The organism is Streptomyces sp. NPDC090077, assembly GCF_044747545.1.
GTDB lineage: Bacteria > Actinomycetota > Actinomycetes > Streptomycetales > Streptomycetaceae > Streptomyces.
Genome location: NZ_JBIVEG010000012.1, coordinates 201,078 through 215,479 on the forward strand (window position 1 = coordinate 201,078; position 14,402 = coordinate 215,479).

General features: G+C 73.1%; 15 protein-coding genes and 3 tRNA genes. 6 read left to right on the forward strand and 12 right to left on the reverse strand.

The window, feature by feature from the left end:
- Positions 1 to 427: 427 nt before the first annotated feature.
- The 5 genes from ACIPW5_RS21580 to ACIPW5_RS21600 all read right to left on the reverse strand — a co-directional run bounded on the left by ACIPW5_RS21580 (position 428) and on the right by ACIPW5_RS21600 (position 1,892).
- Positions 428 to 856: a MaoC family dehydratase gene (locus tag ACIPW5_RS21580; RefSeq protein ID WP_401247118.1), complete on the reverse strand. Its 429-nt coding sequence runs from the start codon at positions 854 to 856 to the stop codon at positions 428 to 430.
- A gap of 1 nt (position 857) precedes the next feature.
- A complete protein-coding gene (locus ACIPW5_RS21585; RefSeq protein WP_030241242.1) occupies positions 858 to 1,310 on the reverse strand; it encodes a MaoC family dehydratase N-terminal domain-containing protein in 453 nt (150 codons plus the stop codon).
- Between the two features lie 137 nt (positions 1,311 to 1,447).
- A complete protein-coding gene (gene rpmG, locus ACIPW5_RS21590) occupies positions 1,448 to 1,612 on the reverse strand; it encodes a 50S ribosomal protein L33 (protein ID WP_007265873.1) in 165 nt (54 codons plus the stop codon).
- 86 nt (positions 1,613 to 1,698) lie between these two features.
- Positions 1,699 to 1,771 (reverse strand) — tRNA-Met (locus ACIPW5_RS21595).
- Positions 1,772 to 1,819: 48 nt separating this feature from the next.
- Positions 1,820 to 1,892 (reverse strand) — tRNA-Thr (locus ACIPW5_RS21600).
- 301 nt (positions 1,893 to 2,193) lie between these two features.
- On the opposite strand from ACIPW5_RS21600, the gene ACIPW5_RS21605 reads away from it, so the two are divergent.
- Both ACIPW5_RS21605 and ACIPW5_RS21610 read left to right on the forward strand, forming a co-directional pair.
- Positions 2,194 to 3,459: an amidohydrolase family protein gene (locus ACIPW5_RS21605; RefSeq protein ID WP_401247121.1), complete on the forward strand. Its 1,266-nt coding sequence runs from the start codon at positions 2,194 to 2,196 to the stop codon at positions 3,457 to 3,459.
- Positions 3,460 to 3,513: 54 nt separating this feature from the next.
- Complete coding sequence (locus ACIPW5_RS21610; protein ID WP_401247124.1) at positions 3,514 to 4,170, forward strand: SDR family oxidoreductase; 657 nt, start codon at positions 3,514 to 3,516, stop codon at positions 4,168 to 4,170.
- A gap of 90 nt (positions 4,171 to 4,260) precedes the next feature.
- Here ACIPW5_RS21610 and ACIPW5_RS21615 read toward each other — a convergent pair whose 3' ends face one another.
- Positions 4,261 to 4,701, reverse strand: coding sequence for a DUF3574 domain-containing protein (locus ACIPW5_RS21615; RefSeq protein WP_401247127.1), 441 nt, complete (start codon positions 4,699 to 4,701; stop codon positions 4,261 to 4,263).
- Positions 4,702 to 4,809: 108 nt separating this feature from the next.
- Here ACIPW5_RS21615 and ACIPW5_RS21620 point away from each other — a divergent pair, with 108 nt between their 5' ends.
- The gene (locus ACIPW5_RS21620; protein WP_401247129.1) at positions 4,810 to 5,319 is read left to right on the forward strand and encodes a hypothetical protein; all 510 of its coding nucleotides are present in this window, start codon (positions 4,810 to 4,812) and stop codon (positions 5,317 to 5,319) included.
- Between the two features lie 96 nt (positions 5,320 to 5,415).
- On the opposite strand, the gene ACIPW5_RS21625 is transcribed toward ACIPW5_RS21620, so the two are convergent.
- A tRNA-Tyr gene (locus ACIPW5_RS21625) sits at positions 5,416 to 5,497 on the reverse strand.
- A 203-nt stretch (positions 5,498 to 5,700) separates the two neighbouring features.
- Between ACIPW5_RS21625 and ACIPW5_RS21630 the strand changes: the two genes are divergently transcribed.
- From ACIPW5_RS21630 to ACIPW5_RS21640, 3 genes are all read left to right on the forward strand, one after another.
- Positions 5,701 to 6,189 (forward strand): YajQ family cyclic di-GMP-binding protein, encoded by a 489-nt coding sequence (locus tag ACIPW5_RS21630; protein ID WP_401247132.1) that lies wholly within the window; start codon positions 5,701 to 5,703, stop codon positions 6,187 to 6,189.
- Between the two features lie 253 nt (positions 6,190 to 6,442).
- A complete protein-coding gene (locus ACIPW5_RS21635; protein WP_401247135.1) occupies positions 6,443 to 7,870 on the forward strand; it encodes a SulP family inorganic anion transporter in 1,428 nt (475 codons plus the stop codon).
- 46 nt (positions 7,871 to 7,916) lie between these two features.
- Positions 7,917 to 9,161 (forward strand): APC family permease, encoded by a 1,245-nt coding sequence (locus ACIPW5_RS21640; RefSeq protein ID WP_401247138.1) that lies wholly within the window; start codon positions 7,917 to 7,919, stop codon positions 9,159 to 9,161.
- On the opposite strand, the gene ACIPW5_RS21645 is transcribed toward ACIPW5_RS21640, so the two are convergent.
- From ACIPW5_RS21645 to ACIPW5_RS21665, 5 genes are all read right to left on the reverse strand, one after another.
- Positions 9,139 to 9,660, reverse strand: a complete 522-nt coding sequence (locus ACIPW5_RS21645) for an SMI1/KNR4 family protein (RefSeq protein ID WP_401247140.1) — start codon at positions 9,658 to 9,660, stop codon at positions 9,139 to 9,141. The two genes, ACIPW5_RS21640 and ACIPW5_RS21645, sit on opposite strands and share 23 nt — an antisense overlap.
- Positions 9,661 to 9,815: 155 nt before the next feature.
- Positions 9,816 to 10,208, reverse strand: coding sequence for a YccF domain-containing protein (locus ACIPW5_RS21650; RefSeq protein ID WP_401247143.1), 393 nt, complete (start codon positions 10,206 to 10,208; stop codon positions 9,816 to 9,818).
- On the reverse strand, positions 10,205 to 11,068 hold the full coding sequence (gene htpX, locus ACIPW5_RS21655; protein ID WP_401247146.1) for a zinc metalloprotease HtpX: 864 nt from the start codon (positions 11,066 to 11,068) through the stop codon (positions 10,205 to 10,207). The genes ACIPW5_RS21650 and htpX overlap by 4 nt, the downstream gene beginning before the upstream one ends.
- Before the next feature lie 212 nt (positions 11,069 to 11,280).
- On the reverse strand, positions 11,281 to 12,840 hold the full coding sequence (locus ACIPW5_RS21660) for an NADH-quinone oxidoreductase subunit N (RefSeq protein ID WP_401247149.1): 1,560 nt from the start codon (positions 12,838 to 12,840) through the stop codon (positions 11,281 to 11,283).
- On the reverse strand, positions 12,837 to 14,390 hold the full coding sequence (locus ACIPW5_RS21665) for a NuoM family protein (RefSeq protein WP_401247223.1): 1,554 nt from the start codon (positions 14,388 to 14,390) through the stop codon (positions 12,837 to 12,839). The genes ACIPW5_RS21660 and ACIPW5_RS21665 overlap by 4 nt, the downstream gene beginning before the upstream one ends.
- Positions 14,391 to 14,402: the final 12 nt, after the last annotated feature.

Sequence of the window (14,402 nt, forward strand, 5' to 3'; positions counted from 1 at the left end):
GGCTTTCCGGGGCGGGTCGGCCTGTCAAGGGTGGAGCGAAGCGACATCGCGCAGCGACGCGACCGAAGGGAGCGCCCTTGACAGGCCGGCACGAACCGGAAGGACGATGGGACTGACGGGAAGCCCCCAACCTGCTCCGAGACCGTCCGGGGGGCTACCGCCCCAGCCGTCCCCGCCCCGCACCCGGAGCTCGCCCGCGCTCGAAGGCCGACGGCCCGCCCCCGCCGCGACGCCCCGCGCTCGCCGTATCCCGCACCGCCGGTGCCGGATACCGCCCGGGGTCCACCCCGCGCAGGTCACCCCACCGCGGCACGGTGCCACGTACGCACCCACCCGCACCCGGGAGGCGGGTGGGCAGGCACCGGTCGGCGGAGGGGGGTCGAGGGGGAGATGGCGCGCCCCAGCCCCCAGCCCCCACACCCCCAGCTCAGCCCAGCTGGACCACAGCACGCGACATGCCCAGGACCTTCTGGCCGGCGCTCATCGCCGTCAGGTCGACCCGTACGCGGTTGTCGTCCAGCTTGGCGGCGACCTTCGCGGTGACCTCGATCAGCGCGCCCTGGTCGTCGTTCGGGACGACGACCGGCTTGGTGAAGCGCACGCCGTACTCGACGACCGCGCCCGGGTCGCCCGCCCAGTCGGTCACCACGCGGATCGCCTCGGCCATGGTGAACATGCCGTGCGCGATCACGTCCGGCAGTCCGACCTCCTTGGCGAACTTCTCGTTCCAGTGGATCGGGTTGAAGTCACCCGAGGCACCGGCGTAGCGGACGAGCGTGGCGCGGGTCACGGGGAAGGACGCCGCCGGGAGCTCGGTGCCGACCTCGACGTCGGCGTACTGGATCTGCGCGGCCATCTCAGGCCTCCTCGGGGGCGCGGGACACGAGCTTGGTCCACGCGGTCACGACGTGCTCGCCGGACTCGTCGTGGACCTCGCCGCGGATGTCGATGATGTCGTTGCCGGCGAGCGACTTCACGGCCTCGATGGTCGAGGTCACGGTGAGCCGGTCGCCCGCCCGCACGGGGCGGACGTAGGCGAACTTCTGGTCCCCGTGTACGACGCGGCTGTAGTCCAGGCCCAGCTGCGGGTCCTCGACGACCTGGCCCGCCGCCGCGAAGGTGATGGCGAACACGAAGGTCGGCGGGGCGATCACGTCCTGGTGACCAAACGCCTTGGCGGCTTCGGGATCGGTGTAGACGGGATTCTCGTCACCCACCGCAACCGCGAATTCGCGGATCTTCTCCCGGCCGACCTCGTACGGCTCGGTGGGCGGGTAGGTCCGCCCCACGAAGGTCTGATCGAGGGCCATGGCTCACTGCCTCCTGTTGCAGGGACGCGTTATAGGGGCGCGTTTGATCAAGATCGGGTGCGGAAACGACACAAGGCCGCCCCCCATTGAAGGGGACGACCTCATGACGGTGCCTATATTGGAGACTTCGCCAGTGACTAGCGGGTCTCGCGGTGCGCGGTGTGCGAGTTGCAGCGCGGGCAGTGCTTCTTCATCTCCATGCGGTCCGGGTTGTTACGCCGGTTCTTCTTGGTGATGTAGTTCCGCTCCTTGCACTCCACGCAGGCCAGCGTGATCTTCGGGCGGACGTCGGTGGCAGCCACGTGAGTGCTCCTTGACGGATTGGGACGGATGAACGCATAAAAGAGTAGCCGATCGGGAGACCGACCCCGCAATCGGCTACTGGGTGTAGCGGCGACCGGACTTGAACCGGTGACACAGCGATTATGAGCCGCTTGCTCTACCGACTGAGCTACGCCGCTTTGATGAGATCCGTTCCCCACCCGAGGGTGGGGAACCTCTCTCACCAGAGCCCCAATGCGGAATCGAACCGCAGACCTTCTCCTTACCATGGAGACGCTCTACCGACTGAGCTATTGGGGCGAGCGAGGAAGACATTACACGGTTGCGCGCCCATCGCCCAAATCCTTTGGGGGGACTGGGCTCCGAAGCCCTCGTCCGGCCATTCCGCGGGCCTCGCGGACCCCTCCGGACCCCGTTTGACCTCCTCTTTGTGCCCGGGGTCACACTCCACGTCCGCCCCGGGCCACACCGGTACGACTATTGCCCTCTTCCGCGAACCCGGGACCCCCGCGCCCTAGGCTCGGGGCACGCTGCGTGATCTTGGGCCGCCGGCTGCGGCCACGGCACAGGAACCGCCCGCCCGAGCCACCGCAGGAGCGCGATGTCCGACAGCCAGCCGCAGCAGCCCTCCCCCTCCCCGCGCAATCCCGTCGGCGGGCCCGCCCCCGAGTCCACGGGGCTCCTGCTCGCCGGGGCCCGGCTGACCGACGGCCGCACGGTCGACGTCCGGCTCGGCGGCGGGCGCATCCAGGCCGTGGGTACCGCGGGCAGCCTGCCCGCCACCGCCCTCTCCCGGGTCGACCTGCGCGGCTACCTGCTGCTGCCCGCCCCCGCCGAGCCGCACGCCCACGGGGACACCGCGCTCACCGCCGACGGCGAGGGGCCGGTCTCGTACGCCCTGGACGAGGTGCAGCGCCGCGCCACCGAGGCGGCCCTGCTCCAGCTCGGCCACGGCGCCACGGCGGTGCGCTCCCACGTCCGGATCGGGGACGTGCACGGGCTGGGGCCCATGGAGGCCGTGCTCCAGGCCCGCCGCTCCCTGCGCGGGCTCGCGGACCTGACCACGGTGGCGGTGCCCCGGCTGCTGACCGGGGTGGCCGGCGCGGACGGGCTCGCCATGCTGCGCGACGCCGTGAAGATGGGGGCCTCGGTGATCGGCGGCTGCCCCGACCTCGATCCCGACCCGACGGGCTTCCTGGAGGCGGTCCTGGAGCTGGCCTCGGAGCACGGCTGCCCGGTGGACCTGCACACCGACGGCGACGACCCGGGCCGGCTGGCCCGGCTGGCGGCGATGGCCGGGGGGCTGCGGCCCGGGGTGACGATCGGCCCGTGCGGCGGCCTGTCCCGGCTCCCGCTGGACTCGGCCACCCGGGCGGCCGACCGGCTCGCCGCCGCCGGGGTACGCGTCACCTGCCTGCCCCAGGGCGACTGCGCGGCCCTGGAGCGCCGCGGGCTGCGCACCGCCCCCGTCCGCCTGCTGCGCTCGGCCGGGGTCCGCGTCACGGCCGGCAGCGGGGCGCTGCGGGATGCGGGGAACCCGGTCGGCCGGGGTGATCCTCTCGAAGCCGCGTACCTGCTGGCCTCCCAGGGCGGGCTGCGGGCGGCCGAGGCCTACGAGACGGTCAGTGCCGCCGCCCGGGAGGCCATGGGGCTGCCGGAGGTGCGGGTGGAGGCGGGTTTCCCGGCGGAGCTGCTCGCCGTGCGCGGGGACCGGATCGCGGGGGTGCTCTCGCTGGCGTACAGCCGCATCGTGATCCACCGGGGGCGCGTGGTAGCCCGTACGAGTGCCGTGCGGGAGTACTGCGACTCGGCGGTCGCGGTCGCCCTGGACCTGCCCCGGCAGGGCCGTACGGAGCCGGGGCCGTAGCGGTCGGCGGGGTGTTCGCGGGCGGGCGCGGGCGGCTCGTCGTACGGTCGGGACATGCGCATCGTCATCGCGGGTGGACACGGTCGGATCGCGCTGCGGCTGGAGCGCCTGCTCGCCGCGCGCGGGTACGAGGTCGCGGGGATCATCCGTGATCCGGAGCAGGGCGGCGACCTGCGGGAGGCGGGTGCCGAACCGGTCCTGTGCGACCTGGAGTCGGCTTCGGTCGAGCACGTCGCGGGGATCCTGCAGGGTGCCGACGTGGCGGTGTTCGCGGCCGGGGCCGGGCCGGGCAGCGGTGCGGCGCGCAAGGACACCGTGGACCGGGCCGCGGCGGTGCTGTTCGCGGACGCCGCCGAACGGGCGCGGGTGCGCCGCTTCCTGATGGTCTCCACGATGGGCGCCGATCCGCGGCACGGGGGCGAGGAGGTCTTCGACGTGTACCTGCGGGCGAAGGGCGACGCCGACGACCACCTGCGGACCCGGCTGGGGCTGGAGTGGACGGTGCTGCGCCCGGGGCAGCTGACGGACGAGCCCGGTACGGGACTGGTCCGGCTGGAGGCCGGTACGGGCCGGGGTCTCGTCCCGCGCGACGACGTGGCGGCGGTGCTCGCGGAGCTGGTCGAGACTCCGGCGACGGCGGGGCTGACGCTGGAGCTGGTCTCGGGCTCGGCGCCGGTCTCGGTGGCCGTGAAGGACGTGGCGGGCAACTGACGCGGGTGTGCCCGGGGTCCGGCCGGGGCGGTCCTCCCGCCGGCCCGCCGGCCCGCCGGCCCGCCAGCCCGCCAGCCGGCCGACCTGCCGTCAGAAACCGGCCTGGACCTCGGTGTCGGAGCGTCCGGCGGAGTGCTGCGGGAACTGCTGCGCGTACGCGCGGCGGATCCGTTCGACGCGGGTGCCCCGTTCGTCGGCCTCCTTCTGCGGGTAGCGCACGACGACCTCGTAGCCGGTCCCGCGGACGACGGCCCCGTCGTCGCCGCGCCACTGGCCGTACGCGTCGCCGAGGGTGAGCCCTTCGGGGAACGCGGGGGTGACCTCGCGGTCCAGGAACCGGGTGAACTCCCCTTTGCCGACGGGTTCCCGGCCGTCGGGGCGCTGCGCGGCGAAGTGGAGCCGGGTTTCCCGGTAGGGCTCCCCCGCGTGCCCGTGCAGTGCGGCTCCGACCAGGGCCGGGATGCCGGCGCCGAGCAGGGCGAGCAGGACGCCGCCTCCGGCTTTGCCGTGTTTGTCCGAAGTCCATGTCATGCCCCGTGAAACGACCGGCCGACCTCTTCGGTGCGTGGCGGGGGGCCGATAGGGTCACCCCGAAATCGGCCGCAGGGGGCGGCCGTACGGGGTTCCGGGGTGTGGGGCATGGGCGACGGCGAGTGGCGCGTCGGCGCGGCGGAGGGCGGCCGGCTCGCGGCCCGGTGGTGGCGGTGGGCGCTGTCCGCGCCGGACGAGGAGAGTCCGGTGGGGGACACGACGGGTGCGTACGCCGGGTGGCGGCAGCCCCGGGACCTGTGGTTCCTCGCGGGGACGTACGGCGGCCGGGTGGTGCGCCGGTGCAGCATCCCGTCGGGCCGGCCGCTGTTCTTCCCGGTGCTGAACACGAGGCGGGCGGCGGTGCCGTTCCTGACGAAGCCGTGGCGGCTGGAGGTGACCCGGGCCTCGGCGGCGCTGAACAGTTCTCCGCTGGAGCTGAGCGAGTTCTCCTCGAAGCCCTTCCCGCTGCGGGGGATACCGCAGGTGGCCTGGGGGCTGTGGTGCGCGCTCGAACCCCTCCCGCCGGGCCAGTTCGTCCTGGAGGTCGAGGCGGCGGCGGCGAACGGGTTCTGGATCGACACGACCTACCACCTGACGGTCACCGAGCCCCGGTCCTGAGGGGGCGGGCCCGCTCGGGTGGGGGCGTGCGCCGGGGACATGCGAAGAAACCCCCGTCCACTGCGTTTCCGCAGATGAACGGGGGTTCCACTCGCGTGGCGGCGCCAGGATTCGAACCTGGGTAGGCTAAGCCGACGGATTTACAGTCCGCTCCCATTGGCCACTCGGGCACACCGCCATGGGATGTCGCTCGGGTTCCTCCGCCTTCCGGCGTTGTTCCCTGGCAACGACGTAAACGATACCTGATGCTCGGGGGTGGTTCGCCACCGGATTGATCAGCGCCCCACGTGGGCGTGGTGGCTAGGCTTTGCGGAGCGGTCCGGGGATGTCCGGCCGCGGCCCTCCGGGGCCATCGCAGCCGACTTCAAGGAGCCACAGCACATGGCCGACTCCAGTTTCGACATCGTCTCGAAGGTCGAGCGGCAGGAGGTCGACAACGCCCTCAACCAGGCCGCCAAGGAACTCTCGCAGCGTTACGACTTCAAGGGCACCGGCGCCACCATCGCCTGGTCCGGCGACAAGATCCTGATGGAGGCCGTCTCCGAGGAGCGCGTCAAGGCCGTCCTCGACGTGTTCGAGACCAAGCTGGTCAAGCGCGGGATCTCGCTGAAGGCGCTGGACGCCGGTGAGCCGCAGCTGTCCGGCAAGGAGTACAAGATCTTCGCGACGATCGAGGAGGGCATCTCCCAGGAGAACGCCAAGAAGGTCGCGAAGATCATCCGGGACGAGGGCCCCAAGGGCGTCAAGGCCCAGGTCCAGGGCGAGGAGCTGCGCGTCAGCTCCAAGAGCCGCGACGACCTCCAGGCCGTCCAGGCCCTCCTCAAGGGCAAGGACCTGGACTTCGCGATCCAGTTCGTGAACTACCGCTGAACCACCGCTGAGGCGCGGCTGCGCCGCTGAGCGGACCCGTGGGGCACAACGGGGGCGGATCGCCGGGCGCACCGGCGGCCGCCCGCGTTGTGCCCTTCGTCATGCGCCCCGGGCGCCCGGTGGGGAGCGCATGGTGTGTGCGGGGCGTGTGCGGCGCGTGCTCCTGCCCGGCCTCCCGGTGGTGACTGGGCGGGGGCGGGTGCGCCCACCACGCTGGGTGACGTCCATCACCGCGTGACGAGGGGGTTCCCGCATGTCCGGGGCCGGCAGTTTCCGAGCGGACTTCGGAGCCTCCGTGGTCGTCGCGCTGGTCGCGCTCCCGCTCTGCGTGGGGGTGGCCGTCGCCTCGGGCGTACCGGCCGAGCTGGGCATCGTCACCGGGGTGGTCGGAGGCCTGGTCACCGGCTGGTTCCGGGGCAGCGCCCTCCAGGTCAGCGGCCCCGCGGCCGGGCTGACCGTGCTGGTCTACGAGGCCGTGCAGCGCTACGGCCCGGCCGCGCTCGGGGTGCTGGTGCTGGCCGCCGGGGTGCTCCAGCTGGGCATGGGGGTGCTGCGGCTCGGGCGGTGGTTCCGGGCGATCTCGGTCGCCGTGGTGCACGGGATGCTGGCCGGCATCGGGCTGGTGCTGATCGCCGGGCAGCTCTACGCCGTGGGCGGGGTGGAGGCCCCCGGCAAGACCCTGGCCAAGCTGGCCGCGGTGCACGAGCTGGGGGCGCGGGCCGACTGGGCCGCCGTGGCGCTGGGCGCGGGGACCATCGCCGTCCTGGTGCTCTGGCGCCGGGTGCCGGCCCGGGCGCGGCTCGTGCCGGGCGCGCTGGCCGGGGTGGCCGCGGCCACCGCCGTGGCCGCGGTGCTGCGGCTGCCCGTCGAGCGGGTCCGGGTGACGGGGGTGCTGGACGCGGTGGCACCGCCGGGATGGTCGGGCTTCGGGGTGCTCGCTTCGGCCGGGGCGGTCGGGACCGTCCTCGCGCTCGCGCTGATCGCCTCCGCCGAGACCCTCTTCAGTGCCGCGGCCGTCGACCGGATGCACGACGGGCCGCGCACCGACTACGACCGGGAACTGGTGGCGCAGGGCGTCGGGAACACCGTGTGCGGGCTGCTCGGGGCGCTGCCGATGACCGCCGTCATCGTGCGCAGTTCGGCGAACGTGGAGGCCGGGGCCCGCACCCGGGCGTCGCGGATCATGCACGGCGGCTGGCTGCTGCTGTTCGCGGTGGCCTTCCCGCAGGTGCTGGAGGTGGTGCCGCTGGCCGCGCTGGCCGGGGTGCTGCTGCACGCGGGCTGGAAGCTGCTGCCGGCGCGGGCGGTGGCGGCCCTGTGGCGGACCCACCGGGGCGAGGCGGTGGTGCTGGTGGCGACCGCCGTCTCGATCGTGGCCACGAGCCTGTTCGAGGGGGTGCTGATCGGGCTGGGCCTGGCGGTGGCCAAGGCGGCCTGGGAGACCTCGCACGTGCACATCGAGGAGGTCTGGGAGGACGGCGAGCTGTGCGTCCGGGTCGCGGGGAACGCCAGCTTCCTGCGGCTGCCGAAGCTGCTGGACGCGCTGGAGGCGCTGCCGCAGGGGCCGTCGGTGCGGCTCGACCTCGGCGGGCTGCGGCATCTGGACCACGCCTGCCTGACCGCCCTGGAGGGCTGGGAGCGCGGCCGCACGCGGCTCCCCGGCCGGGAGGGCGTCGGCTAGCGGACACCGCCCCGGCCCGTCACCCGGCCCGGGTACCCTCCCGCGCGTGGACAGCGAACTGAGGCGCAGCCTGGGGGTTTCCGACGCCGTCGTGGTCGGGCTCGGCGCCATGGTCGGCGCGGGGATCTTCTCGGCGCTCGCCCCGGCGGCGCGCGCGGCGGGCGGCGGGCTGCTCGCCGCCCTGGCGGTGGCGGCCCTGGTGGCGTTCTGCAACGCCTGGTCCTCGGCCCGGCTGGCCGCCCGGTATCCGGCTTCCGGCGGGACCTACGTGTACGGGCGCGAGCGGCTCGGCCCGTTCTGGGGGTATCTGGCGGGCTGGGGCTTCGTGGTCGGCAAGACGGCCTCCTGTGCGGCGATGGCCCTGACGGTGGGGGCGTACGTGTGGCCGGGGCGGCAGCACGCGGTGGCCGTCGCGGCGGTGGTGGCGCTGACCGCCGCGGGCTACGGCGGGGTGCAGAAGTCGGCCCGGATCGCCCGGCTGATCGTGGCCGCGGTGCTGGCGGTGCTGGCCGGGGTCGTCGTGGTGTGCCTGACCTCGGATGCGGCGGATGCGGGGGCCCTGGCCGGCGGCGGCTGGGAGGCGGCCGGGCTGTTGCAGGGGGCGGGGCTGCTGTTCTTCGCCTTCGCGGGCTATGCCCGGATCACCACCCTGGGCGAGGAGGTGCGTGATCCGCGGCGCACGATCCCGCGCGCGGTGCCGCTCGCGCTGGGGATCGCGCTGCTGGTGTACGCCGCCGTGGCGGTGGCGGCCCTGTCGGTGCTCGGCAGCGACGGCCTGGCGGCGTCGGCCGCCCCGCTGGCCGATGCGGTGCGCGCGGCCGGGTGGCCCGGACTGTCCCCCGTCGTCCGGGTGGGCGCGGCGCTGGCCGCGCTGGGCTCTCTGCTGGCCCTCGTGCTCGGGGTGTCGCGCACGGTGCTGGCGATGGCCCGGGACGGCCATCTGCCGCGCGCCCTGGCGGCCGTGCATCCCCGCCACCGGGTGCCGCACCACGCGGAGCTCGCGGTGGGTGCGGTCGTGGCGGTGCTCGCGGCCACCGCCGATCTGCGGGGCGCGATCGGCTTCTCCTCTTTCGGAGTGCTGGTCTACTACGCGATCGCGAACGCTTCGGCGTGGACTCTCGGTTCAGCTGTCAAGGACCGGGCCGTGGCAGCGGTGGGGCTGTCCGGCTGTGTGGTGCTGGCGTGTGCGCTGCCCGTCGCGTCAGTAGTGTCGGGGGCGGCGGTGCTGGCCGTGGGCGTACTGGCCTACGCGGTGCGGCGGGGTGAGCTCAGGCCTCGCACCGGGAGCTGAACTCCGCCCAGGGGGCCACCTCCATCTCGTCCTCGTCCCACTCCTCGCGGAACCAGCCGGTGCCGTCGAGCCAGTCACGGAGCCAGCGGGCCAGGCTCGGGGACGTGAGGTACCAGGCGAGGTCGCGTTCCCCGGGGTTGGGCTCGAAGAGCAGCACCTGGGCGGTCTCGGAGCGGCAGTCCACGCACGCGTACATGCCGCAGCCGAGGTCGGCTATCGGCAGGACGCCCTCGGGCCAGCCCCAGTCGGACGCGCGGCCCGCCTCGTACTCCCCTATGACCTGACGCAGCGGCAGCAGGCCGTACTCGGGGCCGAATCCGCCGTCGCCGATGCGCGTATAGAGCGCGGCGAGGAGGGGCGGCAGGGCGAAGCCCAGGACTTGCGCGGCGCGTTCGGCCGCTCCGTCCGCCAGGGGTTCGGGAAGGGGCTCGCCGTGCCCGCGCGCGGAGGTCCGTACGCGGTCGGCGACTTGCTCCAGCAACTGCTCCGTTTCGTTCATGTGTTCATGGTGGCGCACTCCACTGACAGCCGTGCGGGCCTGTGGACAACTCAGGCGAGGACGACCTCGACCCCCGGCGTCCTCGCACAGCGCCCAGAGGTGCTCCTCCTCGTGGCCCGCGTCCTCGCCCCACAGGGCGAAGCGCGCGCCGGCCGTCACCGGGAGGCGAAGGGGGCGTCCGTGGGGACGATTTCGCGGCCCAGGGGGAGCAGGGAGAGGGGGACCATCTTGAAGTTGGCGATGCCGAAGGGGATGCCGATGATCGTGACGCAGAGGGCGATGCCGGTGACGATGTGCCCGAGGGCCAGCCACCAGCCGGCCAGGACGAGCCACAGGACGTTGCCCACGCAGGAGGGCGCGCCCGCGTCGTGGCGTTCGACCGTGGTGTAGCCGAAGGGCCAGAGTGCGTAGAGGGCGATGCGGAAGGCGGCTATCCCGAAGGGGATGCCGATGATCGTGATGCAGAGGATCAGGCCGGCCAGGCAGTAGCCGAGGAACAGCCAGATGCCGCTGAGCACGAGCCAGATGATGTTGAGGATGGTCTTCACCGGCTGTGTCCTGCCATCTGTTCGAGCCGGGCGATGCGCTCGGCCATCGGCGGGTGGGTCGAGAACATCTTGGAGAGCCCCTGGCCGGGCCGGAACGGGTTGGCGATCATCATGTGGCTCGCCGTCTCCAGCCGGGGCTCGGGGGGCAGCGGGAGCTGCTTGGTGCCGGCGTCGAGCTTGCGCAGGGCGCTGGCCAGGGCGAGCGGGTCTCCGGTGAGCTGGGCGCCGGAGGCGTCGGCCTCGTATTCGCGCGAGCGGCTGATGGCGAGCTGGATCACGGACGCGGCCAGGGGGCCGAGGATCATGATGAGCAGCATGCCGAAGATGCCGGGGCCCTCGTCGTCGTTCGAGCGGCCGACCGGGATCAGCCAGGCGAAGTTCACCAGGAACATGATCACGGAGGCGAGGGCTCCGGCGACGGACGAGATGAGGATGTCGCGGTTGTAGACGTGGCTCAGTTCGTGCCCGATGACCCCGCGCAGCTCGCGCTCGTCGAGGATGCGCAGGATCCCCTCGGTGCAGCACACCGCGGCGTTGCGCGGGTTGCGGCCCGTCGCGAAGGCGTTGGGGGCCTCGGTCGGGGAGATGTAGAGCCGGGGCATGGGCTGGCGCGCGGAGGTGGAGAGCTCGCGCACCATGCGGTAGAGCTCGGGGGCCTCGAACTCGCTGACCGGGCGCGCTCGCATCGCGCGTAGAGCCAGCTTGTCGCTGTTCCAGTACGCGTAGGCGTTCGTCCCCAGGGCGACGAGGACGGCGACGATCAGTCCGCCCCGTCCGAAGAAGCTTCCGATGAGGATGATGAGTGCGGACATCCCGCCGAGGAGTACGGCGGTCTTCAGCCCGTTGTGCCGGCGGTGCACGGTACGCCCTCCAAGTGGTGCGGCAGGGGAGCCCCGTCGTGGATCTGCGGGACTTCGGTCCAGTGGACCCTCCCTTCCTGGTCAACGCGAGGTGGCGGCGTCTGGTTCCCGGGGCGTGACGGGGCCGCCCCCGGCCCGTGGCACGGGCGGGGGGCGGCGGGGGGCGTTGCTCCGTACGGGTGAGTCCCCGCGGGTGGGCCCTGCTGCGCGGGCTACAGCGGGAAGAGGCTGCCGGAGGCGAAGCGCAGGACGAGCTGCGGGGCGGCCGAGAGGACCAGGGCGGTCACGGCGGTGAGGGCGATCGCGGCCGTGACGGGCCGGGGCACCTTCGTGCGGGCGGGCGCGTCCGCGGCGGCGGACTCCGGCGCGGGCTCCGTACCGGGCTCCGGGCTGCGGAACAGGAGCGCGGTCCAGCGCAGGTAGTAGTACAGGGCGACGACGACGTTGACGGCCATGAGGACGGCCAGCCAGCCGAGGCCCGCGTCGACGGCCGACCGGAAGACGGCGACCTTGGCGAACAGCCCGATGATGCCGGGCGGCAGTCCGGCCAGGCAGAGCAGGAAGAAGGCCATCGCGAGGGCGGCGGCGGGCCGCTGCGCGTACAGGCCCCGGTAGTCGCTGATCCGGTGCAGCGGCTTCGTGCGGGCCACCAGGGCGGCCACGGCGAAGGCGCCGAGGTTCACGGCCGCGTACATGAGGGCGTAGGCGACGGTGGAGCCGATCTGGTCGCGGTCGGTGTACGCGGCCGCGGCGATCGGGACCAGGAGGTAGCCGGCCTGGCCGACGGAGGACCAGGCGAGGAGGCGTACGGCGCTGTGGGCGCGGTCGGCGGACTGGCGCAGGGCGGCGGCGTTGCCGACGGTCATGGTGAGCGCGGCGAGCACGGCCAGGGCCGGGCCCCAGATGTCGGAGTACGCGGGGAACGCGATCACCGTGACGAGGATGAGGCCGGTGAAGCCGACGGCCTTGCCGATCACCGAGAGGTAGCCGGCGACGGCCAGCGGGGCGCCCACGTAAGTGTCGGGGACCCAGAAGTGGAAGGGGACGGCGGCGGTCTTGAAGGCGAAGCCGACGAGGGTGAGCGCGACGCCCGCCATGGCGAGGGTGTCGAGCTGTCCGGGTACCTCTTCGAGCCGTTCCGCGACCTGCGAGAGGTGCAGGGAGCCGGTGGCGGCGTAGACGAAGCTGACGCCCATCAGGGAGACGGCGGTGGCGGTGACCGAGGACAGGAAGAACTTGAGGGCGGCCTCGGAGGAGAGCCGGTCGCCGCGGCGCATGCCGACGAGGGCGAAGGCGGGCAGCGAGGCCACTTCGAGGGCGACGATCAGGGTGGCGAGGTCGCGGGAGGCGGGCAGCAGGGCGGCGCCGGCGGCGGAGGACAGCAGCAGGAACCAGTACTCGCCCGCCGGGGTGCGCGCGTCGCGGACGGCGGTGACCGACAGCAGCGCGGTGACCAGGGCTCCGGCCAGCACCAGGAACTGCACGACGAGCGTGAAGTGGTCGGCGGTGTAGCTGCACGCGGCCGGGTCGCCGGTGAGGCAGAAGGTGGTGCGGTCGCCGGCGCGCAGCGGGAGCAGGAGGGCGGTCGCGGCGGCCAGGCCGGCCACGGAGACCCAGCCGAGGAGCGGCTTGCGGCGCTCCGGTACGAACAGGTCGGCGACCAGGACGAGCACGGCGACGGCGGCGGTGACGACCACGGGCGCGATCGCGAGCCAGTCGACGGACTGGACCAGGCTGGGGGTGTCGGCGGCGAGGGCCGTCGTGGCCGTCATGCGTTGCCTCCTGCGAGGAGCTTCTGTACGGCCGGGTCGGTGAGGCCGAGGAGGACCGCCGGCCACAGGCCGGCGAGGACGGTGAGGGCGACGAGCGGGGTCCAGGCGGCGAACTCGTAGCGCTGGACGTCGGCCACGGTGATCTCGGGGCCGGCCTTCGGGTCGCCCATGCAGACGCGCCGTACGACGATCAGCAGGTAGGCGGCGGTGAGCAGGGTGCCGAACGCGCCGATGGCCATGTAGGTGAGGAAGGCCGGGCGGGAGAGCCCCTCGGCGGGGTCGAAGGCACCGAAGAGGGCCAGCATCTCGCCCCAGAAGCCGGCCAGGCCGGGCAGGCCGAGGGAGGCGACGGCGGCGAAGGCGAGGAGGGCGCCGAGGCGGGGGGCGCGGCCGTAGAGGGCGGCACCGGTGGCTCCGGCGAGGGTGTCGAGGTCGCTGCTGCCGTAGCGGTCCTTGAGGGCGCCGACGAGGAAGAAGAGGAGGCCGGTGATCAGGCCGTGGGCGATGTTGGCGAAGAGCGCGCCGTTGACCCCGGTGGGGGTCATGGACGCGATGCCGAGGAGGACGAAGCCCATGTGGCCGACGGAGGAGTACGCGATGAGCCGCTTGAGGTCGCCCTTGCCGTTCTTGCGGGTCAGGGCGAGGCAGGCGAGGGATCCGTAGACGATGCCGACGGCGGCGAAGGCGCCCAGGTAGGGGGCGAAGGTGTGCATGCCGTCGGGGGTGACGGGCAGCAGGATGCGCACGAACCCGTAGGTGCCCATCTTCAGCATGACGCCGGCGAGGAGCACGGAGCCGACGGTGGGGGCGGCGGTGTGGGCGTCGGGCAGCCAGGTGTGCAGCGGCCACATCGGGGTCTTCACGGCGAGCCCGATGCCGATGGCGAGGACGGCCAGGAGCTGGGTGGTGCGGCTCAGTCCGCGGCCGTTGTCGGTGGCGAGTGCCACCATGTCGAAAGTGCCGCTGTTCAGGCCGATGAGCAGCAGCCCGAGCAGCATGACCACGGAGCCGAGGAGCGTGTAGAGGATGAACTTCCAGGCGGCGGCCTGCCGCTGAGCTCCGCCCCAGCGGGCGATGAGGAAGTACATCGGGATGAGGACCATCTCGAAGGCGAGGAAGAACAGCATCAGGTCGAGGACGGCGAAGGTCGCGAGGGTGCCGGCTTCGAGGACGAGGAGCAGCGCGACGAAGGCCTTCGGGGAGGGGCCTTCGGGGAGCTTGAAGTAGCTGTACACCGCGCAGAGGAAGAACAGCAGCGCGGTCATCAGGAGGAGGGGGAGCGAGATGCCGTCGATGCCGAGGTGGATCCGGATGTTCAGCGCCTGGATCCAGCTGATGTCCGTCGTCGCCTGGAAGCGGGACGGGGCGTCGTGGTCGAAGCCCAGGGTGAGGGCGACGGCGGCGGCGAGGACGGCTCCGGTGACGGTGACCCCGTGGCGGAGCACGGCCTGTTCGGGGCTCTTGCCCTTGAGTCCGGGCGGGGCCGGCAGGAGGGCCGCGACGGCGCCGAGGAGCGGTGCGGCCACGACGAACGCCAGGAGGAACTGCATCACGGACGGGCT

Coding starts and splice junctions, on each gene's coding strand:
- ACIPW5_RS21660 (WP_401247149.1), bottom strand. CDS start 12,840: ATGACGGCCACGACGGCCCTCGCCGCCGACACCCCCAGCCTGGTCCAG.
- ACIPW5_RS21585 (WP_030241242.1), bottom strand. CDS start 1,310: ATGGCCCTCGATCAGACCTTCGTGGGGCGGACCTACCCGCCCACCGAG.
- ACIPW5_RS21645 (WP_401247140.1), bottom strand. CDS start 9,660: ATGAACGAAACGGAGCAGTTGCTGGAGCAAGTCGCCGACCGCGTACGG.
- ACIPW5_RS21665 (WP_401247223.1), bottom strand. CDS start 14,390: ATGCAGTTCCTCCTGGCGTTCGTCGTGGCCGCACCGCTCCTCGGCGCC.
- ACIPW5_RS21610 (WP_401247124.1), top strand. CDS start 3,514: ATGCGCATCGTCATCGCGGGTGGACACGGTCGGATCGCGCTGCGGCTG.
- ACIPW5_RS21615 (WP_401247127.1), bottom strand. CDS start 4,701: ATGACATGGACTTCGGACAAACACGGCAAAGCCGGAGGCGGCGTCCTG.
- ACIPW5_RS21605 (WP_401247121.1), top strand. CDS start 2,194: ATGTCCGACAGCCAGCCGCAGCAGCCCTCCCCCTCCCCGCGCAATCCC.
- ACIPW5_RS21630 (WP_401247132.1), top strand. CDS start 5,701: ATGGCCGACTCCAGTTTCGACATCGTCTCGAAGGTCGAGCGGCAGGAG.
- ACIPW5_RS21620 (WP_401247129.1), top strand. CDS start 4,810: ATGGGCGACGGCGAGTGGCGCGTCGGCGCGGCGGAGGGCGGCCGGCTC.
- ACIPW5_RS21580 (WP_401247118.1), bottom strand. CDS start 856: ATGGCCGCGCAGATCCAGTACGCCGACGTCGAGGTCGGCACCGAGCTC.
- ACIPW5_RS21635 (WP_401247135.1), top strand. CDS start 6,443: ATGTCCGGGGCCGGCAGTTTCCGAGCGGACTTCGGAGCCTCCGTGGTC.